This is a genomic window from Capnocytophaga sp. oral taxon 326 str. F0382 (assembly GCF_000318295.1).
GTDB lineage: Bacteria > Bacteroidota > Bacteroidia > Flavobacteriales > Flavobacteriaceae > Capnocytophaga > Capnocytophaga periodontitidis.
Genome location: NZ_KB291432.1, coordinates 30,277 through 49,408, shown reverse-complemented (window position 1 = coordinate 49,408; position 19,132 = coordinate 30,277). Strand labels below are relative to the sequence as shown.

At 35.7% G+C, this 19,132-nt stretch carries 19 protein-coding genes; 11 read left to right on the top strand and 8 right to left on the bottom strand.

The annotated features are described in order from the left end of the window. Positions 1–101: 101 nt before the first annotated feature. The 5 genes from HMPREF9073_RS09600 to gcvH all read right to left on the bottom strand — a co-directional run bounded on the left by HMPREF9073_RS09600 (position 102) and on the right by gcvH (position 2,598). Complete coding sequence (locus HMPREF9073_RS09600) at positions 102–527, bottom strand: energy transducer TonB (RefSeq protein WP_009413540.1); 426 nt, start codon at positions 525–527, stop codon at positions 102–104. A 13-nt stretch (positions 528–540) separates the two neighbouring features. Further along, positions 541–966, bottom strand: coding sequence for an energy transducer TonB (locus HMPREF9073_RS09595; RefSeq protein ID WP_009413539.1), 426 nt, complete (start codon positions 964–966; stop codon positions 541–543). A 102-nt stretch (positions 967–1,068) separates the two neighbouring features. Continuing rightward, positions 1,069–1,800, bottom strand: a complete 732-nt coding sequence (locus tag HMPREF9073_RS09590) for an energy transducer TonB (protein WP_009413538.1) — start codon at positions 1,798–1,800, stop codon at positions 1,069–1,071. Positions 1,801–1,844: 44 nt separating this feature from the next. Further along, a complete protein-coding gene (locus HMPREF9073_RS09585; RefSeq protein ID WP_009413537.1) occupies positions 1,845–2,225 on the bottom strand; it encodes a VanZ family protein in 381 nt (126 codons plus the stop codon). Then, positions 2,218–2,598 (bottom strand): glycine cleavage system protein GcvH, encoded by a 381-nt coding sequence (gene gcvH / locus HMPREF9073_RS09580; RefSeq protein ID WP_009413536.1) that lies wholly within the window; start codon positions 2,596–2,598, stop codon positions 2,218–2,220. The genes HMPREF9073_RS09585 and gcvH overlap by 8 nt, the downstream gene beginning before the upstream one ends. A 219-nt stretch (positions 2,599–2,817) precedes the next feature. Between gcvH and HMPREF9073_RS09575 the strand changes: the two genes are divergently transcribed. The 9 genes from HMPREF9073_RS09575 (at position 2,818) to HMPREF9073_RS09535 (ending at position 10,558) form a co-directional block, all read left to right on the top strand. Beyond that, positions 2,818–3,834, top strand: coding sequence for a hypothetical protein (locus tag HMPREF9073_RS09575; protein WP_009413535.1), 1,017 nt, complete (start codon positions 2,818–2,820; stop codon positions 3,832–3,834). Between the two features lie 81 nt (positions 3,835–3,915). Further along, positions 3,916–4,869, top strand: coding sequence for an acetyl-CoA carboxylase carboxyltransferase subunit alpha (locus HMPREF9073_RS09570; protein WP_009413534.1), 954 nt, complete (start codon positions 3,916–3,918; stop codon positions 4,867–4,869). Between the two features lie 16 nt (positions 4,870–4,885). Then, positions 4,886–5,302 carry a hypothetical protein gene (locus HMPREF9073_RS09565; protein WP_009413533.1) on the top strand — a complete coding sequence of 139 codons (417 nt, stop codon included), beginning with the start codon at positions 4,886–4,888 and terminating at the stop codon, positions 5,300–5,302. Continuing rightward, on the top strand, positions 5,292–5,624 hold the full coding sequence (locus HMPREF9073_RS09560; RefSeq protein ID WP_009413532.1) for a type II toxin-antitoxin system PemK/MazF family toxin: 333 nt from the start codon (positions 5,292–5,294) through the stop codon (positions 5,622–5,624). The genes HMPREF9073_RS09565 and HMPREF9073_RS09560 overlap by 11 nt, the downstream gene beginning before the upstream one ends. A gap of 2 nt (positions 5,625–5,626) precedes the next feature. Continuing rightward, entirely contained in the window at positions 5,627–6,067 is a 441-nt protein-coding gene (locus HMPREF9073_RS09555) for a hypothetical protein (RefSeq protein WP_009413531.1), read from the top strand. A gap of 5 nt (positions 6,068–6,072) precedes the next feature. Continuing rightward, the gene (locus HMPREF9073_RS09550; RefSeq protein ID WP_157453515.1) at positions 6,073–6,846 is read left to right on the top strand and encodes a hypothetical protein; all 774 of its coding nucleotides are present in this window, start codon (positions 6,073–6,075) and stop codon (positions 6,844–6,846) included. Between the two features lie 4 nt (positions 6,847–6,850). Beyond that, positions 6,851–8,074 carry a hypothetical protein gene (locus tag HMPREF9073_RS09545; protein ID WP_157453514.1) on the top strand — a complete coding sequence of 408 codons (1,224 nt, stop codon included), beginning with the start codon at positions 6,851–6,853 and terminating at the stop codon, positions 8,072–8,074. A gap of 44 nt (positions 8,075–8,118) precedes the next feature. Then, positions 8,119–9,807 (top strand): lysine--tRNA ligase, encoded by a 1,689-nt coding sequence (lysS, locus tag HMPREF9073_RS09540; RefSeq protein ID WP_009413528.1) that lies wholly within the window; start codon positions 8,119–8,121, stop codon positions 9,805–9,807. 76 nt (positions 9,808–9,883) lie between these two features. Beyond that, the gene (locus HMPREF9073_RS09535) at positions 9,884–10,558 is read left to right on the top strand and encodes a hypothetical protein (protein WP_009413527.1); all 675 of its coding nucleotides are present in this window, start codon (positions 9,884–9,886) and stop codon (positions 10,556–10,558) included. Here the strand turns inward: HMPREF9073_RS09535 and HMPREF9073_RS09530 are convergent. Continuing rightward, positions 10,540–11,856 (bottom strand): sugar MFS transporter, encoded by a 1,317-nt coding sequence (locus tag HMPREF9073_RS09530; protein WP_009413526.1) that lies wholly within the window; start codon positions 11,854–11,856, stop codon positions 10,540–10,542. The genes HMPREF9073_RS09535 and HMPREF9073_RS09530 overlap by 19 nt on opposite strands. A gap of 351 nt (positions 11,857–12,207) precedes the next feature. Between HMPREF9073_RS09530 and HMPREF9073_RS09525 the strand changes: the two genes are divergently transcribed. Both HMPREF9073_RS09525 and HMPREF9073_RS09520 read left to right on the top strand, forming a co-directional pair. Then, positions 12,208–15,054 (top strand): TonB-dependent receptor domain-containing protein, encoded by a 2,847-nt coding sequence (locus tag HMPREF9073_RS09525; protein WP_009413525.1) that lies wholly within the window; start codon positions 12,208–12,210, stop codon positions 15,052–15,054. Positions 15,055–15,212: 158 nt separating this feature from the next. Next, complete coding sequence (locus HMPREF9073_RS09520) at positions 15,213–17,243, top strand: hypothetical protein (protein ID WP_009413524.1); 2,031 nt, start codon at positions 15,213–15,215, stop codon at positions 17,241–17,243. Between the two features lie 10 nt (positions 17,244–17,253). Here HMPREF9073_RS09520 and HMPREF9073_RS09515 read toward each other — a convergent pair whose 3' ends face one another. After that, the gene (locus tag HMPREF9073_RS09515) at positions 17,254–18,099 is read right to left on the bottom strand and encodes a hypothetical protein (RefSeq protein ID WP_232212925.1); all 846 of its coding nucleotides are present in this window, start codon (positions 18,097–18,099) and stop codon (positions 17,254–17,256) included. A gap of 80 nt (positions 18,100–18,179) precedes the next feature. Next, on the bottom strand, positions 18,180–19,043 hold the full coding sequence (locus HMPREF9073_RS09510; protein ID WP_051046590.1) for a hypothetical protein: 864 nt from the start codon (positions 19,041–19,043) through the stop codon (positions 18,180–18,182). Positions 19,044–19,132: the final 89 nt, after the last annotated feature.

The window sequence follows — 19,132 nt, the reverse complement described above, 5'->3', positions numbered from 1 at the left end:
TGTGCATAGCTAAAACCTACAAAAAGTAGTGTTAGGAGTATAAGTATATATTTTTTCATTTTTTGGAGAATATTAAAGATTATTATCTAATGATTTGATAACTATAATTTAAAAAAAATAGGATAAGCAATAGTTACAGCTATAGGTTTCCCGTTTTGTTTGGCAGGAATAAGTTTAGGCATACTTTCGATAATACGTTTAGCCTCTTGTTCTAAAACTTTATCAACACCTCTTAGTCCTATAACTTCTGTGTTGCCATCTTTTTTGATGCGAAAAGATACATTTACTTTTCCTTCTATCCCAACCTCTTTAGCTTCAGTAGGATATTTTAGCGTGTTTTCTATATGTTTGTTGAGTACTTCTTGAAAACATTTGAAAGTTTCATCTTCAGGAACATCTTTACATTCCTGAAATCTTGGTTTTTGTTCTACTTTAGAGTAGGGTATATCAGTTTCTTCTTCTTTGTTTTGTGCGTAGCTAAAACCTACAAAAAGTAGTGTTAAGAGTATAAGTATATATTTTTTCATTTTTTCAAAAATTTTAAAAGTTATTACCTAATGTGTAATTAATAGGGTAAGCAAACATTATGGGGGTAGGAGTTCCGTTTTCTTCAGCAGGAATTAATTGCGGAAGTTTTTCGATAAGACGCCTTGCGTTTTCCTCGAAGATTTTATCGGTTGCGCTAACATTTATGATTTCAACTTTCCCTTGGGCATTGATGCAAAAAGAAACAATGGCTTTTCCTTGTAGTCCTTTTTCTTTAGCTTTTTTAGGGTAGATGAAATGTCTATTTATAAATTTGTTTAATTGTGTTTTAAAGCACAACGCTGCCTCCTCTTCAGTTACATCTTTGCATTTGTCGAATTTAGGGTAATGGCTGATAAGGTTGCCGTTAGGATCTTTTAGTTGAGCATAGCTAATAATAGTGAAGAACGTAGCTAAAAGTGTAAAGATTAGATTTTTCATAATAAAATGAATGGTAATAGGGTTTGATAAAAAAAGGTTGTGTAATTAAAAAAGTCAGTAGTAAGGAGTCCTCACTACTGACTTTATATTTTGTTAATTTAATTAGTTAGAAAGAGTAAAGTTGATAGGGTAAGCGAACGTTACAGGGGTAGGTTTACCGCGTTGTTTACCAGGAATCAATTTAGGAATAGACTTGATAATGCGTTTAGCTTCTTCTTCAAGTAATTTGTCGGTACCACGAACACCAAGGATAGATACAGTACCATCAGTATTGATACGGAAACTCACATTCACACGTCCTTGGATACCCATTTCAAGAGCAGCAGGTGGATATTTGAAAGTGTTTTTCACGTGTTTGTCCAAGTTTTCTTTGAAGCATTGCATTTGTTTGTCTTTAGGAACATTTTTGCAAACTTCAAACATTGGTTTATCTTCAATCACAGCAAAAGGTACATCAATAGCAACTTCTTCTTCTTGAGGAGTTTCAATTTTTTGTACAGCTACTACTTCTTCTTTTTTACTGGTTTCAGTACTACCGATAATTTCGTCCTTGATATCAGTTTTGTTGTCTACCACTTCCACTTCTTGTACAACAGCAGGAGCTGGTGGTGGTGGTGGTGGCGGTGGAGTATCAGGGTTCTCCATTACGAATTGTTCTTGTTCTTCGTCGAGATTTTTGTCGGCATCGGATAAGGTAACTTTATCTGGACCTTTGTCTTCGCGAGTGTACTCAAAAGCGAAAAGTGAGAGTCCAGAAACAAGAGCAAATCCTATTGCGAAGAACAATCCACTGCTTTTAGCCAAATCGGCTTTTGGATTTTTTTTAGGTTGCATAATGATTTTCTTTTTAAAAGGTTACTAAATATACTTGAAAGAAATTATTTAAATAATTCTTTATATTTTGCTATAAATAATAGAGCAACAATTGTGCCAAATGCATTGAAAAGCATATCTATAGGGTCTGCACTACGGGTGGTGGTGAGCGCACCTTGCAAAAACTCCATTGTAGCCCCTAATACAAGGGCAGTAATAAACGCCCATAGGTATACTTTTTTTATAGATTGTACCCATTGAGTTTCTTTGCCAAAAGAAAGTACAAACAAGCTGGTATATCCAAAATAAAACCCAAAATGCGCAATCTTATCAGCATAAGGAATGCGTGGAGGTTTGGGTATTTCGTTAGAGGAGATGAGACTTAAGCTGATAACTGCTATTGTCCAAATCACCCATAATAGCGTGTATTTATGAGTTTTAAGCATTAATAAGTTTTTGATAATCACTTGCTGAGAGCAGGCTATCCCATTCTTCTGGTGTTGTGATTTTTATTTGTATCATCCAGCCCTCACCATAAGGGTCGGCATTTACCATTTCAGGTTTTTTAACTAAGGCTTCGTGAAAGCTGAGTACTTCACCACTCATCGGCATAAAGAGGTCGGAGGTAGTTTTGATAGCTTCAACAGTGCCAAAGATAGTGTCTTTAGCTAAGGTATCACCTATAGTCTCTACTTCAACATACACAATATCACTGAGTTGCTGTTGAGCGAAATCGGTGATGCCCACTGTAGCAATATCGCCTTCAAGGCGTGCCCAAATATGGTCGGGGGTGTATTTTAGTTCAGGAGGAAACTCCATAAAAGTAATATTTTTTTAAAAACGAGCCAAAGGTAATATGTTTTTTTTAAACTGCCAAATTTTTCTTAAAAAAGTTTCTAAAAGGAAAGAAAGAGGCTAGTAAAAATGTCCTAAAAAAAGAAAAAATATGCAGCACCTTAAACTAAAATTGTTATTCGTACCTTGTCAATTGTTCATTGTCAATTATTTTACTATCTTTGTCCCCAAAAAAATAACGTTATGAAAAACAAAGCTCTTACATCATTCATTTTTTTAATGTTTGTTGGTGGACTTTCTGCTCAAAATAAAGATTTAGTGGGAAGTTACAAAGGTAGAGGAGGAGGAATTTTTCTCTTTCCTAACAAAATGTTTGCGCTATATGGGTATATGACTATGATCCCAGGTACTTATGAAGTGCTTCCCGATGGAATGGTACTCTTTAAACCTAAGAAGAGTCCTCTCTTTTTAGTTTATGGCAATCACAACAAAAACTTAAAACCTGATGAGGTACGTATTCGATTTGCTAACTTTGAAGATGGAAAAAATTATCTTCAGTATGAGAACGGCAAAACGTTCTCGGTGTTCAATGAGAATCCTAATTGTTTACCAAGTCGTTACGTACATACATTTAGTAAAAAAGAGATAGGCAATAGCCTAACACTTATTGCTGATTTTTCAAATGAGTTGCCTTTGCTAACACAAGGACTTAAAAATACAGCTCGTTTTACTTTGAATGACAATAATGATTTTCTCATTTGGTATGGCGAGCGTTCTCATTATCAACTTGATGGAGCAGGAGCTTTGGTAGAAAAAGAAGGGCATACTTGTTTGATTTTTATCAATATGGGAACACTTGAACAGAATCAAGAAGCTGTAAAAAGTATTAAAAAGCAAATAAAAAAAATACCTATAGAGGAACTTAGTGAATTCGCCTTTGCTAAAGAAGACGAGGATGAAGTTGATAAAGAGCTGGAAGAAATGCTTCGATTTGATGTATTAAACGATCCTCAAGCAATGTATATGGAGCTTAAAGATGAGACAGTTTTGTCTAATATTGAAGACTCTTTTTTGCAGTATGACCCCTCTAAAAATGTTTATAAAGATCCTTATAACAATATTGAGTATCACAAGTTTAAAATATTAGAACTGCAACAAAGTACTACAGATCTTAAAAAGCTGAAAATAGAGCCTCAAACTATTTTTCACTACCAGTGTGAGCAACCTTCAGAACGCCGAATTTATGGCGAAGCAAATTAAATTTGTTCATTGTTGATTGTCAATTGTTAATTAATTCATATCTTTGCCCTCTGAAAATAAACCAAATTAATAGTTAAGTCTATGGAATATTTAGATTTTGAACAGCCAATCAAAGAGTTAGAAGAACAAATGCAAAAGTGTCAAACCATTGGGAATGAAAGTGATGTGGATATGACCGACGCTTGCAAAAAGATAGAAAAAAAACTCAACCAAGTAAAAAAAGAGATTTACGGTAACCTCACAGCTTGGCAACGAGTACAAATCTCTCGCCATCTTGAGCGTCCTTATACCTTGGATTATATTAAGGCGCTTGCTGGTGATACATTCTTAGAATTACACGGCGATCGCAATGTGAAAGACGATAAAGCGATGATAGGAGGCTTTGGCAAAATAGATAATCAAAGTTTTTTGTTTATTGGTCAGCAAAAAGGCTCAAACACAAAAATGCGCCAATATCGCAATTTTGGTATGGCTAATCCTGAAGGCTACCGCAAAGCCCTTCGTTTGATGAAACAAGCCGAAAAATTTAATATTCCTGTAGTGTGCTTTGTGGATACCCCAGGCGCTTTCCCAGGTATTGAAGCCGAAGAACGCGGACAAGGGGAAGCTATTGCGCGTAACCTCTTGGAAATGTCGCGACTCAAAGTGCCTACTATCGTGTTTATCATAGGTGAAGGTGCCTCAGGAGGTGCCTTAGGTATCGGTATTGGCGATAAGGTATATATGCTCGAAAATACTTGGTATTCAGTAATATCACCAGAATCTTGCTCTTCTATTTTATGGCGTAGTTGGGAGTATAAAAAAGAGGCTGCCGAAGCCCTCAAACTCACCGCTCCCGATATGAAAAAACTCAAACTCATCGACGAAATCATCAAAGAACCTCTTGGAGGAGCTCATCACGACCGTGAAGCTATATTCAACACCGTGCGTAAAGTGATTCTCGACGCCTATAAAGAACTCAAAAAACTTCCTGCCGACCGCTTAGTCGAAAAACGTATGAACAAATATCTCAATATGGGAGTATATAAGGAGTAGTAAAAAAGCTAAAAATATGACTACAGCAGTTTTACAAAATGATTTGTATTCATCATTTGGTGTGATTAATTCATTTCCTATAAGTGAATATCAACACACTAACTATAATGATTATGCTTTATCAGTATTAGAAAAAACAGATAAAAAATTAGACGGTTATATTTCTAATTTTTGGAAAATACCTTTTATTCAAAAAGAAATGGACTACAATGCTCTTGTTGATAGTTTACCCTTATTTGATTCTCTTAGAGATATGACCTTACAAACAAATATTTCAGATGTAATACGTCAGTCAGCGCTTCATATACTAAATAAGGCTTTAGAATACAGAACAATGCTCATTGATTATTTTCAAGAGAGAGAAATATTTTTGAGCAATGCTAAACGTATAGCTGCACCAGTGATGGAAAAGTATTTAGAAAATGAAGTGTAGGCAGGGTGATATTATTGAAATAAACTTTCATTTTCCAGATGTAGGTTTTAAACCTCATTTTGCAATTGTAGTATCTAATGATGAGTTGCAGGAAATAGAAGGATATATTTATGTAGTACTTATTTCCTCAAAACAACATAATCCAGAATATTCATATACACTTACTAAAGAGATGACCTCTTATAACTTTGATAAACAGAGCTATGTAAAATGTCAAATTCTTGAGTTAAGTACAAGTAGAGATATTATTAAAAGGGTAGGAAGTATCAAACGAACTTATTTATTAGAAATCCAACAGAAAATCATACAATCTATTTTTTAAGAATGATGAAACACTTATTTCTTTTGTGTATTAGTCTATTATTGTCTGTATCTGTATATGGGCAAAAAGATAGTGAGAACTACATCAAAGCAGGGAAACCTGTGTTTGTGATAGCTAAAAGGAATAATTGTAGGATATTATCAGAAAATATTGATCGAGAGAAAACCGAATTGGAAACTAACTTTAAGTTGCTAAATGTAGAAGTACGCGAAGTTCTTTCGTTGAAAAAAGGTGAGGGGATACAGTTTGAAAATGAAGCACATACAACTGTTTATATAGAAGGAGATAATAATTTGGGAGATAATTGTACTAAAGTTATCTTTTGGGATGGAAAATCTACTTCTGATCCCATTGTTTATAAAGGACTTTATCTTTCAACAGAATATTTTTCTCCTAAACTGCTTAAAAAGAAACTCAATCTACTTATTACACTTATTTCTTGAGTAAATTGGAGGAGTATAAGAACAAAGAAGAGAAAATCACTTCTCATTTTAAAGGAGTTTCTGATAGATTTGTTTATTATGAACTTGTTAAAGAAATAAACTATAGTAATTTTATGAGTTCTTATGAACTTTTGCCTGTTAATACAAAAGGAATTAAGGTGATTCAAGTAAAATGCAATGGAAAAAATAATAGTCGAACTATCTATCTTAATGAAAAGGGGCAACTTATTAAAAGAAGGTCTTTTTTTGAAGATGGTGAGGAGTCATCAATAAATGAATATGTTTATGAAAATGGATTATTGCGCAAAAAGATACAAAAATCAAATAAGGGTGCTATAGATGAAACCTTGTATGCTTATAATGATAATGAGATTTTTGCAAAAGCTATATCCAAAGATAATCCGCCTTTTGAGAATTATTACAATTGTAATTACGCTCAACTCAAAGAAGATTTTTTAGATTTATATATAGTACACTTTTCAACTTTTGATTATTCAGTAAATGAAAGAGCCGCTGTTATTAAGCAAGGAAATCTTATTGTTAATAAAGAATTAGATCTTACTATTCATCTTTCAAGGACTAAGAACTATTTACCGATCACTTATAAATACAAAAGTAAGGAAGGTAAAATAATAGCAAAACAGCCTACTCTTTGGGAAAATATTTTTGAAGGAGAAAAAACAGAGTATCATTGGGATAACAACCAGCGTATTAGCAAAATTGTAATTACTGAAGGAAAAGAGAAAACAGTTTATACGTATGAGTATGAAATGTATTAAACTTATGAAACACTTACTTTTTTTATGTCTTACCGTCTTAATGTTAGTGCCTGCTCACGCCCAAAACGACGATGAAAACAATAATTTTATAGCAGCAGGACAACCTATTTTTATTATTGTAATAGGAGAATATTGTGGTATTCCTAACAATCTTGGCACACGTGAAGAAGCTGAGTTAGCGAAGAATTTCAAATCTATAAACCCCAAAATACGTTACGCTTGGATCAGTACACAGCCTTTAACTTTTGATAATTACAAACACTCTACTATTCATTTTGATAATGAAGAGGGTAAAGGCTGTGTGCGAGTGGTTTATTGGGATGGTAAAAAAAGTTCTACTCCCTTACTGTACAATGATTTAGTAGGGGCTACTGAATATTTTTCACCTAAACTACTCAAAAAGAAAGTTGAATCAAGCTATTATACCGAATTTCAAAAACGTTTAAAGCACTTTCAACAGAAAAAAGAACATCTTACATCGCGCTCCAAAGAAGTATCAGATAGATATGTGAAAGATGTGTTGATCAATCAAACCTTGATGCTCTCTCCTGTTTTTTCTTTAAATTTAAAAAATGTCAAGCGCATTACAGTAAAAGAAAACAAACAAGTGCAAATGCGACTCTGTCTCAATGAACAAGGATTGCTATCTCGTATAGAGCGACAAGATGGCGAAGTATATATGGAATGTAAATATGAAGACGGATTATTGCGAGAACTCGTAGAATATCAGTCAGATGCAGAACCTCTCACTACTACTCAATATCTGTATAACGACAACGAAATTTTTAAGAAAGTTGTAAAAGAGGAAACACCTCCGTATGACGGTAAGCATTTCTATTACAGTTGTGATTATTACCAATTGCAAGATGATTTTTTAAATTGCTATAGAACAAATTTTTCCACCGATACTTGGTCAATTTATGAAAACATAATCAAACGTGAAGGTAATAAAATTATTGATGAAGATGACCTAAATAAAACGGTATACACACTTTCTAATACTAAAAATCACCTACCTATCACTATAACTTTTGGTAAAGAAGATGGTGAAAGAGGTCAAGGAAAGTTTATCCAAAAAAATCCCCTTCTTTGGGTTTTTGAAAGTTATAACCAAACAAATAAATTCCATTGGGATAAACAAGGACGTGTAATAAAAATAGAATCTAAACGTAAGGATATGGAAGATTCAGAAGATGTTACCTACTATTTCCAATATGAAATGTATTAACTAACCACTAACTATTAATCATTAAACATTAATCATTAAAAAAGATGTTATCAGAACAAGAAATCATTCGTAGAGAAAAACTCTCTAAATTGAAAGAATTAGGGATTAATCCATATCCCGCTCCATTATATCCTGTCGATACTACCTCTAAGGATGTAGCCGACCGTTATGAAGAAGGCAAGCAAGTAGTGGTTGCTGGTAGGTTGATGTCCTTGCGCGTACAAGGAAAAGCGTCGTTTGCTACTTTGCAAGACAGCGAGGGCACAATGCAGTTGTATTTCAATCGCGATGAGATGTGCCCTGAGGAAGATAAAACGCTCTACAATGAGGTGTTTAAAAAACTCCTCGATTTAGGTGACTTTATAGGGGTAGAAGGTTATTTATTCATCACCAAGATGGGTGAAAAAACAGTAGCCGTTAAGAATTTTACCCTCTTATCTAAAGTATTGCGCCCTCTGCCAATGCCCAAAGTAGATGCCGATGGCAAAGTGCACGATGCCTTTACCGACCCTGAACAACGCTACCGTATGCGCTATGTAGATTTGGTAGTAAATCCCCAAGTGAAAGAGGTGTTTATCAAACGTACAAAGCTGTTCAATGCGATGCGACAGTTTTTTAATGAGGCAGGTTATTTGGAAGTAGAAACACCTATATTGCAAGCTATCCCAGGGGGAGCTAGTGCGCGTCCGTTTATCACTCACCACAATGCGTTGGACATTCCGCTCTATATGCGTATTGCCAATGAACTCTATCTAAAACGTCTTATTGTGGGTGGTTTTGATGGAGTGTATGAGTTTTCTAAAAACTTCCGTAACGAGGGAATGGATAGAACTCATAACCCAGAATTTACTGCGATGGAAATCTATGTGGCTTATAAAGATTACCACTGGATGATGAACTTCACCGAGCGTTTGATCGAACATTGCGCTATGGCAGTAAATGGTACTACTAAGGCTACTTTTGGAGCCCATACAGTAGATTTCAAAGCTCCCTATCCTCGTATTACGATGACCGAGGCTATCAAACAATTTACAGGTTTTGATATCACAGGGAAAACAGAAGAAGAATTAAGAACTTTTGCACATTCTATTGGTATTGCAGTAGATGAAACAATGGGCAAAGGCAAGCTCATAGATGAGATATTCGGCGAGAAATGCGAAGGCAACTTTATTCAGCCTACTTTCATCACCGATTATCCTAAAGAGATGTCACCTCTTACCAAAGAACACCGTGACAATCCTGCACTTACTGAGCGTTTTGAACTAATGGTATGTGGTAAAGAGATTGCTAATGCCTATTCTGAGCTCAACGACCCTATCGACCAGCGCGAGCGCTTTGAAGAGCAATTGCGACTCTCAGAAAAAGGTGATGATGAGGCTATGTTCATCGACCAAGATTTCTTGCGCGCTCTTGAATATGGTATGCCACCTACCTCAGGTTTAGGTATCGGTATGGATAGATTGATTATGTTTCTAACCAATAATGAGAGCATACAAGAAGTGCTTTTCTTCCCACAAATGCGTCCTGAAAAGAAAGGCGTAGAACTATCAGAAGATGAAAAAGTAGTATTTGAACTACTAAAAACATCAGAAAAACTTCTTTTAGATGCTCTTAAAACACAAACTGCTTTCTCTAACAAGAAATGGGATAAAGCTATCAAAGGGCTTACTAGCAAGAAAGTTGCTAAAGTAGTAAAAGAAGGAGAAGAACTGTTCGTAGAATTAGCAAATTAGTCAATTTGTCAATTAGCAAATTATAGATGCCAAAGGTTGTGTTATAATCTTTGGCTTTTTCTTTTAAAATATAGTAATGAATATCACCGAGAAATTAGCCTATAAAGAAAGACTCATCACGCGAGCTAAAATGATTTTAGCACAAGGGAAATACCCTGCTGAACTCCTTGAACAGATTAAAGACGAACGTTTGCTCAAAGAGGTAATGAAAGAAATGATGCCCTCAGCAGGAACAGCTTATGAGTTTTTAAACGATGAAGAGAAACAACAACGTGACCGTTTGTTGGCTCTAAATATAAAGTTTAGAGATTATTTATATGGATTTATGTTGTGCAAAAATATAGGTTATTTTCTGCTCATCACGGGGGTATTGATAGGGATTACTGCTGTGATGCAATTCAATAACAATGGTATTTTTGGTGTATTGAGCTTGCTAAATGGTGTTTTGCTATTGTATTTGGTAACTAAAAAAAAGAAATTATTGCACTACCGTTGGCAGTTATTTTATGTATTTCTTTTGTTTTATGTTATAGAACTTATTGTATGGCAAGTTCCCTCTCCTTTTTTGTATTTTATTGATAACGATGTACTTGCTTCAAGATATGAAGCCAAAATGAAGTTGGTAAATTTAGCAACTCCATTGGTTTATGAAGGGGTAAGGTTAGCAGCGCTTTTAGGAATTTATAAAGGGTTGAAAAGAATCAACGAATTTTTCAATTGTCAATCGAAAAATCATCTACTACTTTTGTAGAATCCAAAGAAAGCAATATAACCATAGCACGCTACTAAGGTGAGAAATGCTAAGCTAAACCCTATGCGATCAGTGAAAAAACCAAATAGGATAGGTACTAATCCGCCGCCTACAATCATAGTACATAATAGTCCAGAAGCCTGAGCTTTCAATTCGTCAATCCCTTCAGAAGCTAAAGCAAAAATAGTAGGAAACATAATAGAATTGAAGAATCCTAGCAATAATAGGCTCAGCATCGAGAAAAGCCCTCCTGTATTGATGGCTATCAAAATGAGTACAACGTTACATAAGCCAACAATCATCAGCATTTTAGCTGGAGACAAGTGTCTACTGAGTTGTGCTCCTATAAATCTTCCTACCATAGCACCTCCCCAATAGAAACACAAAAATATGGCAACCATAGCCTTAGGATCGGCATTGATAAGGTCTGGTTTGTTAAAAATGATTCCCAAAGCTTTCCACATAGGTCCTCCTATAGGGCATTGTGATATTTCAGCCATATTTATTTCTACCAAATAGTTGATAGCAAAACTTCCTATAGCTACTTCAGCTCCTACATATAGAAAAATAGCAATAGCTCCTAAAAGTAAAGGCGTTCTTTTTAACAATGAAAAATAACTTTTTTTATCAACCACCTCTTCTTCTGTGGTGTGACAAGGTAGTTGTGCAATGCCAAATACAACAGCTAAAGCAATCACTATAAGTGAAATATATAAAAAAGGAGTCTGTATAGTTAGTGCTTCCGATTGTAGATACATATTTCGTTCTAAAGGATCTAACGATCGTATTTCACCAGACGTTTTTACTTCGTCTTTCAACAAGTAAACTGCCCCGATGATAGGTGCAAAAGTAGTTCCTAAAGCGTTAAATGCTTGAGAGAAAGTGAGTCGGCTGTGAGTAGAATTTTCTTTACCTAAAGCTGCAATATAAGGATTAGCGGCTACTTGTAAGAGGGTGATGCCACTTCCTAATACGAAAATAGCAATCATAAACGCCCAAAAAGAACGCATTTCGGCAGCAGGATAAAACAATAAACACCCTAAAGCTACAATAATGAGCCCTAAGGTAATACTGCGCTGGTATCCTATTTTGCTAAGCGTAACTCCCGCTGGAATTGAAAAGAGCAAATAAGGTAAAAAGAAAAAAAAGAGTATAAATCCTGCTTGAGCGTAATTGAGTTCAAAAATGTCTTTTAGATGAGGAACTAACAATTGTACTAATACAGTAATCCCACCAAATAAGAAAAATAAAATAGCAATAAACACAGACGCTCTAAAACATTTTTTGGTTTTATTCATTATTGGTCAATTTTTAGCCTGCAAATCTACACTTTATATTTAAAGAAACGTTAAAATTTAACAATATATTTTTGTTATAAATATAACTAATGATTGTAAGTTGTTTATTGTCAGAGATTTTTAGAATTTTTATTCTTCTGTTTAAGATTCTTAATTTACTTGTATATTTGTCGTTTGATAACTTGTTGATTTCTTTGTTTATAAAAAAAGCGATAAAAATGTTTGTATTTCATAAAAAAGCACTAATTTTGCCCCTGAAATAAGAAGTGAAACAGCTTTTTGTTTTTTTAGTCACTTTGTGTATGAGCAATCTACTAACCGTCGGCTGAGAAACTAATTAACTAAATATAAATGAAAAGCTGGTTTTTAAATGTCGCAATTTTATTGCTCGCAACAATTACTTATGCCCAAAGTGGAACAGTAACGGGTGAAGTGATTGATGGTGAGTATAATGCACCTCTGATGGGGGCTAATGTATTGGTTAAGGGTACTACCCACGGTGTCTCCACCGATATGCAGGGTAAGTTTTCCTTAAATGTAAATGCCCCTACAGGCACCTTGGAGTTTTCATACCTCGGGTATGTAACCAAGACCGTTCCTTACAAATTAGTAAACGGTAAAGCACACATAAAGGTTACTCTTTCTACCGACCAACAGGCGTTGGGCGAAGTGGTGGTAACCGCTAAAAGTACACTGTTAGACATTGCTAAAGAACGTAAAACACCAGTAGCTGTCTCTACTATTCAAGCTACTGAAATTATCGAAAAATTGGGCACGCGTGAACTTCCTGAAGTACTCAATCGCACGCCATCAGTATACGCCACTAAAGGTGGTGGAGGCTTCGGCGACTCTAAAATCAATATTCGAGGTTTTGATACCAAAAACATTGCTGTAATGGTAAATGGTATGCCTGTAAACGATATGGAAGGTGGTACTGTTTACTGGAGTAACTGGTCTGGTCTTGCCGATGTTACTTCAGCAATGCAAGTACAGCGCGGGCTTGGAGCTTCTAAGTTAGCAATAGCTTCAGTAGGAGGTACTATTAATGTGGTAACACGTGCTGCCGATATGTCCGAAGGAGGAACTGCTTACTTTAGCTATGGTAGTAACCAAGAGTATAAAGGATTAGTTGCTTACAATACAGGTAAGAGCCTTACAGGTTGGTCGGCTTCTGTGTTATTCAGTAAAAATGCCGGACGTAAATACGTAGATGGTACCAAGTTTGATGGCTATAGCTATTATTTTGCTTTAGGCTATGAACCTTCCGATAAACACAGTTTCCAGCTGATGTTTACAGGAGCTCCACAATGGCATCACCAACGCTCTAACAGTCCTTTGTTGTCTGATTATTTACGCTATGGTGATGGTGATGAACCTAATCGCAAATACAATTCAGATTGGGGATACTTAGATGGTGAAGAATATACTATTAAGAAAAATCTATATCACAAACCCGTAGCAATGCTCAACTGGGATTGGAAAATAAGCGAAAGTACTTCACTTAGTACCGTAGTATACGCTTCTTTAGGACGTGGTATGGGCACTAACTCTTTAGGTGAAGCTCACTCTTTCTCTTCAAAAACAGTGAGCGGTACTACATCTTACTCCCTTCAAAAACATTATTTAAATACACTTCGTACTGAAGAAGGTTTGATTGACTTTGACAAAGCAGTACAATATAACAAAGGTCAGGCAGTAAGTGGATTGGAGACTATGCAACACCCTGGTGAAGCAGGTAGAAGTGTAAGAGTAACCGACCCTAGCGGAAAATCAGCAGGCTCTGTAAACCAAGGTTTCATACGCAATGGTTCCGTGAACTCTCACGACTGGTATGGCTTCCTTACTAACTTGCAACACCAAATTAATGATAATTTTACAGCAAATATTGGGTTAGATGGTAGATACTATTATGGCTATCACCACCAAGTTGTTACTGATATGTTAGGAAATAACTCTTATGCCGACAATAAGAATAAGAATCTAAATAATCCTAATGTGGTAACCACCGTTGTTCCCGCTAATGTTTCTTGGAATCCGTTCCAAAAAACAGAGCCTTTAGAAAACCAAATAGGCTATAGCAATGATGGAGAAGTGAAATGGTTTGGTCTTTTCTCTCAGTTTGAATACTCTGATGATCATTTCTCTGCCTTCATACAAGGAGCTACTTCGATACAGTCCTACCAGCGTATAGATAGTTTTTTAAAACCAGGTACATTAGCTATTACAGGTAAACCTGAAACTGCTATGAGTACTAAAACAGGTTTCAAAGATATCGTAGGTTATAATATCAAAGGTGGTATAAATTACAATATCAACGAACATCACAATGTGTTTGCAAATGTAGGATATTACTCTAAACAACCATTGTTTGATGCTGTATATCCTAATTACCGAAACTTCTTAAACCCTTCTCTTACTAATGAAAAAATTTTTGGAGTAGAACTCGGTTACGGGTTTAAATCAAGTTTTTTGAATGTCAATTTGAACCTATATCACACTTCTTGGAAGGATCGTTATTTACGCAAATCTAATAACCTTAAAAATAATACAATTCGTGCTTATGCAAATATCTTAGGTATTGAAGAAATTCACCAAGGTATAGAACTTGAAGCAAATGCTAAAATCAATGATTATGTAAGGGTAAATGCTTCTCTTTCATTAGGTGATTGGTACTATAAAGGAGATGCTTCTGGTAATCTTACTAATGAAAGCAACGAAACTATCGATGATCAAGGAAATGTAGTACCAGCAGGTAGTGCTAGCCAAGTAAAACTTTTCTTAGACAAAGTGAAAGTAGGTTCTACCGCGCAAACAACTGCTTCTTTGGGTCTAACTATACTACCACCTATAAAAGGACTTAAATTCGATGTTGATTGGCGTTACGTAGATGATCTATATGCGAATTTAAATATTTCTAATTTCAATAAAAAAGTTGAAGCTGAAAAAGGTGCTCTCAAATTACCAAGTTATAATCTCTTTGATTTAGGAGCTTCTTATAAATGGCAACTTACCGATAAGCAACGTCTTACTTTCTCAGTGCAAGCTTATAATGTACTTGATACTTACTATATTTCAGAGTCTTATACAAGTATCCACACTACTAATGGTAGTAAAACTTATCAAGATATTGATGTAAGAAACCAAGTATACTTCGGTGACGGTCGTACCTTTAGCTTCGGCGTACGATACAACTTCTAATAAGTTGAAAAATAAAAGAAAAAACTCAAAAGGCTGCCTTTCACTTAGGCAGCCTCTTTTCAATTGATGAATAGTAAATTAGCAAATTGATAATTTTTTCGTATCTTTGCACCATTCTAAATTATTAATTGCTAATCGTTAATTGTTAATTGAAAAATATGTTACTATTTACAAAAAAATATAAATCTATCTATGAAATCTTTGAGGCTTATATGCACTCATCTAACTACGAAGATATAGACTTCGTGTTTGATGTAGTGAACTACTTTCGCCGCAAAAGTAAAGATAAAAAATCTCCTCTCAATATCGATGAGCTCATCTCCGAAATAAAACACGAACCCGAGCGCATCGCTTTCTTCCAAGAAAAACTCCACAATGTATTTGCTAACAAACAAAAAACACTTCTATTCACTGATGCTGGCTTACTCAATAGTGTTTCTTTTTTCAAAGAATTACGCCGCCGCATCAGTAGGCAACTCCTGCCCGATCAGCCTTCACAAGAAAATATTCAATACGTACTAAATCAGATTTTTTACAGCCCTTCCGATGCTAAATGGGTGTTGCAAATCCCGTTAGATAATTGGAAAGAGCTTTTTGATATCCTCACTGTACCTACTTTCTATGAGGATAGTGAAATCAAAGCTACCTCTAAGCAAATTCTTTTGGCAATAATGATTCTCTCACAACGTATGGGAGGATTTGCTTTGCAAACCGATGTACACCGTATGGTGCCTGAATACGCTCACCTAAACAGTCCTTTTATCGCTCTTGACGACGAACTGAACCAACTTGCGCGTACCCTTGATGAAGAAGATAAACCTTACCTTTATATACAAGAACACGAATTAGACTACAAACAACTCAATATCTTAGCTGCCCAATGTGAAGATTTTGTGAACAAAGCCGATGCTAACGCCGAAAAATATGGGGTAACCTTTAGTGTGAACCAAACACTTTTGCTCATCCGTCAGCAGATTAAACGCATCAAACGTCTTTATAACTACTTGTTTATAGAAAAAGAAGTCGACAAGCGCGAAAAAGCAATTGCTTTCTACTTAGATATGGTAAAAACCAACTCTAAGAAAAACAATATTCGCAAATTGGTAAATGATAGTGTTTACAACATTACCTACGAGATTACAAATTATACCGGTAAAACGGGGGAACATTACATCACTTCCACAGGTAGGGAGTATTTCAAAATGCTCAAAACCGCTTTATGGGGAGGGGTAATTGTGAGTTTTATGTGTTTGGTAAAACTCTATATGTCTATGGTACCTGACCAAAGTGCGTTTTTCCGCGCTTTAAACTATAGTTTTAACTATGCTATTGGTTTTGTGATTATTTACCTCACAGGATCTACTTTGGCTACCAAGCAGCCTGCAATGACGGCTTCTACTATTGCCAAAACCTTAGAAAACCTAAACGATAACGACGATAAACAAAAACGCCGTCAATACACTGAATTCTCAGCGCTCTTCACGCGTTTATTCCGTTCGCAGTTCATTGCTTTTGTAGGTAATGTGTTTGGGGCTTTCCCCGTGTCAATGCTTTTGGTGATAGGAATGAGTTATTTACAAGGGTATAATATTGCCACTAAAAAGGGGTTACATTTGTTAGAAGATCTCAATATATGGCACTCACCAGTATTTTTACACGCTTGTATTGCTGGGGTATTTTTGTTTTTATCGGGTATTATTGCTGGTAATGTTGCCAGTGTGAACAACTTCAACAACTTCTATTACCGCCTATCCGAGCACCCTTTCCTCAAAGGATTCTTTGGCAAAATGCGTATGCAACGCGTTGCCAATTGGATGCAAAAAAAGTGGCCAAGTATTGTTTCAAATATTTGGTTTGGAGTGTTTATGGGGAGCGCTTGGGCTGTAGGTGAGTTCTTTGGTTTGCCTATTGATATACGCCATATCACTTTTTCAAGCGGTAATTTCGCTTATGGCTTGTATGGTATGAATTTTATCATCAGTTTAGAAAATATCCTTTGGTGTGTTTTTGGAATAGGTATCATTGGTTTAGGGAATTTTATAGTGAGTTTTGGTCTGTCGTTGTGGATAGCCTTGCGCTCTCGTGAAGTTCCAGCTTCCGAGCTCAAATACTTAGTTAGGTGTGTATGGCAAGCCTTCAAAGAACGCCCCAGAGCTTTTTTCTTCCCCGTAAGAAATAAAAAATCCTAACCCCTGACCCCTACTCCGGCATTGCCTTCCACTGCTGGATATGGTAATTGTATAAAAATACAAATAGAAAAGCCCCAGCTAAAAGTTGGTAGTAAAGTGATTGAGAAAATTGGTCGATATCTACTTTTAGCAAAGCAATGGTGAAAATAGCAGCAGGGAAGAGCAATAGGCTGAAACAAATGAGAATACCACTGTAGAGTTTGGGAAGCAAAGGTGCACCTATAACCGAGGCTATCGCTACAGCAAAGTAAGCGAATAGATATATCCATAAAACTAACTGAAAATCAATATCACCTACAATAGCAATTATAATGCATAACATTGCTAAAATGAGTGCTAAAACACTGGTGAAAACAATGGTGAGTAGGAAAGTTCGCAATTTGGTAATATACACACAGAAGATAATGAGTGCAATCCCTAAGGCAAAAAGTGAAAAAGGAGCTTTGGTGATAAACAAATGAATATTAGTTAAATCACTATTCTCGATGCCTACAAAAGAAGAAGTACATAACACTCCTAAAGCGTATGATGCCGGCAAACCAATCACACTGAGCGTTACAAGAAAAAAGAGTACAAAAGTTCCAAACAACTTTAGCGGACTGTTAGGATAAAACCAATTAAAGGCATTGAATCTGTACAAATCCATCAGCCATTTTACAAAGAAGACGATAAGTCCAATGCGATAGATTTCAAACGGAAGTGCCCAAAAGTCTTCAACAAATCCCATTCCTCCTCTGTTAGAAGCAATAAGTCCTAACAAAAAGAATAACAAATGCGCGCCAAGAGCTACAATTAGCATTGGCACTGCTCGCGTACTCCAAATTAATGGATAATGTTCTAAAAGATACTTTTTCAATTGATAATCAACAATTAATAATTAATAAAATCTGCCTCTTGCCTCTTGCCTCCTGACACCTGACTCCTGACCCCTGACACCTATTCCGGCACTGCTCTCCATTGGTGCAGTACAGGAGCGTATAACAATATGAAAAGGAAATTAGACAAGAGTACCCCATAATTCAATACAGGCATATTGTCAAAAGTCTCTTCTTTGAAAATTAATAAGATAGCTCCGTAAAGGGCAGGGGTAAAGAACAACAATGAAAAGTTGATGAGAATCCCCGAAAAGAGTTTGGGCATTGTTGCTAAATTAGTGACAACTATCAATATAGCAATAAAAGGAATTGCCACATACATCCAAACAACAAGTAAAAAAAACAAATTGGCATCAGAAAAAATACTGAATAAAAATGCCGACACCATCCCTAACGCAAGTGATAATACCCCCGAAAATACAATTGTAAGCAATAAGGTTCTAACCTCAGTAATCCGTACACAAAGCACTAACAGTGAGATAAAAAGCGATGCGATGAGCAGCCCTTGCACAATAATTCCTTCCTCAGCGCTATAAAACGGTCTATCAATCACAAGTAAGTGCGTTTTTTCACCAGCCATAAACGAAAGAGAGAAAGTGAGTACCGCAAATATAATTATAAAGTATTGTGTATATAAACCGAGTAACTTCAGCTGATTGCTGGGGTAAAAATGTTTAAAAGCATTGTTTTTAGAGAGTTGCATTAGCCAGAACACTAATAGCAAGATACTCACAATAAGGTGTAACAAAAAAGGAAGAGGGAAAAATTCTTCTCCTATGGTATAAACTCTTTCATATATACTGCCTTTATCAACGATATAGCCCAACAGAAAGAAAAAAACGTGTCCGCAAACAGCGAGACCTAACATTGGCAACAGCTTAGTGTTCCAAATCAATGGATAATTTTCTAATAAATATTTTTTCAATTTACAATTAATAATTAACAATTCATAATGTACACCCCTGACCCCTGACACCTAACCTCTACTCCGGCATTGCCTTCCATCGTTTGATA

Excerpts from the sequence above, each read along its gene's own strand:
- HMPREF9073_RS09600 (WP_009413540.1), bottom strand. The coding sequence starts at position 527 with ATGAAAAAATATATACTTATACTCTTAACACTACTTTTTGTAGGTTTT.
- HMPREF9073_RS09595 (WP_009413539.1), bottom strand. The coding sequence starts at position 966 with ATGAAAAATCTAATCTTTACACTTTTAGCTACGTTCTTCACTATTATT.
- HMPREF9073_RS09590 (WP_009413538.1), bottom strand. The coding sequence starts at position 1,800 with ATGCAACCTAAAAAAAATCCAAAAGCCGATTTGGCTAAAAGCAGTGGA.
- HMPREF9073_RS09585 (WP_009413537.1), bottom strand. The coding sequence starts at position 2,225 with ATGCTTAAAACTCATAAATACACGCTATTATGGGTGATTTGGACAATA.
- gcvH (WP_009413536.1), bottom strand. The coding sequence starts at position 2,598 with ATGGAGTTTCCTCCTGAACTAAAATACACCCCCGACCATATTTGGGCA.
- HMPREF9073_RS09575 (WP_009413535.1), top strand. The coding sequence starts at position 2,818 with ATGAAAAACAAAGCTCTTACATCATTCATTTTTTTAATGTTTGTTGGT.
- HMPREF9073_RS09570 (WP_009413534.1), top strand. The coding sequence starts at position 3,916 with ATGGAATATTTAGATTTTGAACAGCCAATCAAAGAGTTAGAAGAACAA.
- HMPREF9073_RS09565 (WP_009413533.1), top strand. The coding sequence starts at position 4,886 with ATGACTACAGCAGTTTTACAAAATGATTTGTATTCATCATTTGGTGTG.
- HMPREF9073_RS09560 (WP_009413532.1), top strand. The coding sequence starts at position 5,292 with ATGAAGTGTAGGCAGGGTGATATTATTGAAATAAACTTTCATTTTCCA.
- HMPREF9073_RS09555 (WP_009413531.1), top strand. The coding sequence starts at position 5,627 with ATGATGAAACACTTATTTCTTTTGTGTATTAGTCTATTATTGTCTGTA.
- HMPREF9073_RS09545 (WP_157453514.1), top strand. The coding sequence starts at position 6,851 with ATGAAACACTTACTTTTTTTATGTCTTACCGTCTTAATGTTAGTGCCT.
- lysS (WP_009413528.1), top strand. The coding sequence starts at position 8,119 with ATGTTATCAGAACAAGAAATCATTCGTAGAGAAAAACTCTCTAAATTG.
- HMPREF9073_RS09535 (WP_009413527.1), top strand. The coding sequence starts at position 9,884 with ATGAATATCACCGAGAAATTAGCCTATAAAGAAAGACTCATCACGCGA.
- HMPREF9073_RS09530 (WP_009413526.1), bottom strand. The coding sequence starts at position 11,856 with ATGAATAAAACCAAAAAATGTTTTAGAGCGTCTGTGTTTATTGCTATT.
- HMPREF9073_RS09525 (WP_009413525.1), top strand. The coding sequence starts at position 12,208 with ATGAAAAGCTGGTTTTTAAATGTCGCAATTTTATTGCTCGCAACAATT.
- HMPREF9073_RS09520 (WP_009413524.1), top strand. The coding sequence starts at position 15,213 with ATGTTACTATTTACAAAAAAATATAAATCTATCTATGAAATCTTTGAG.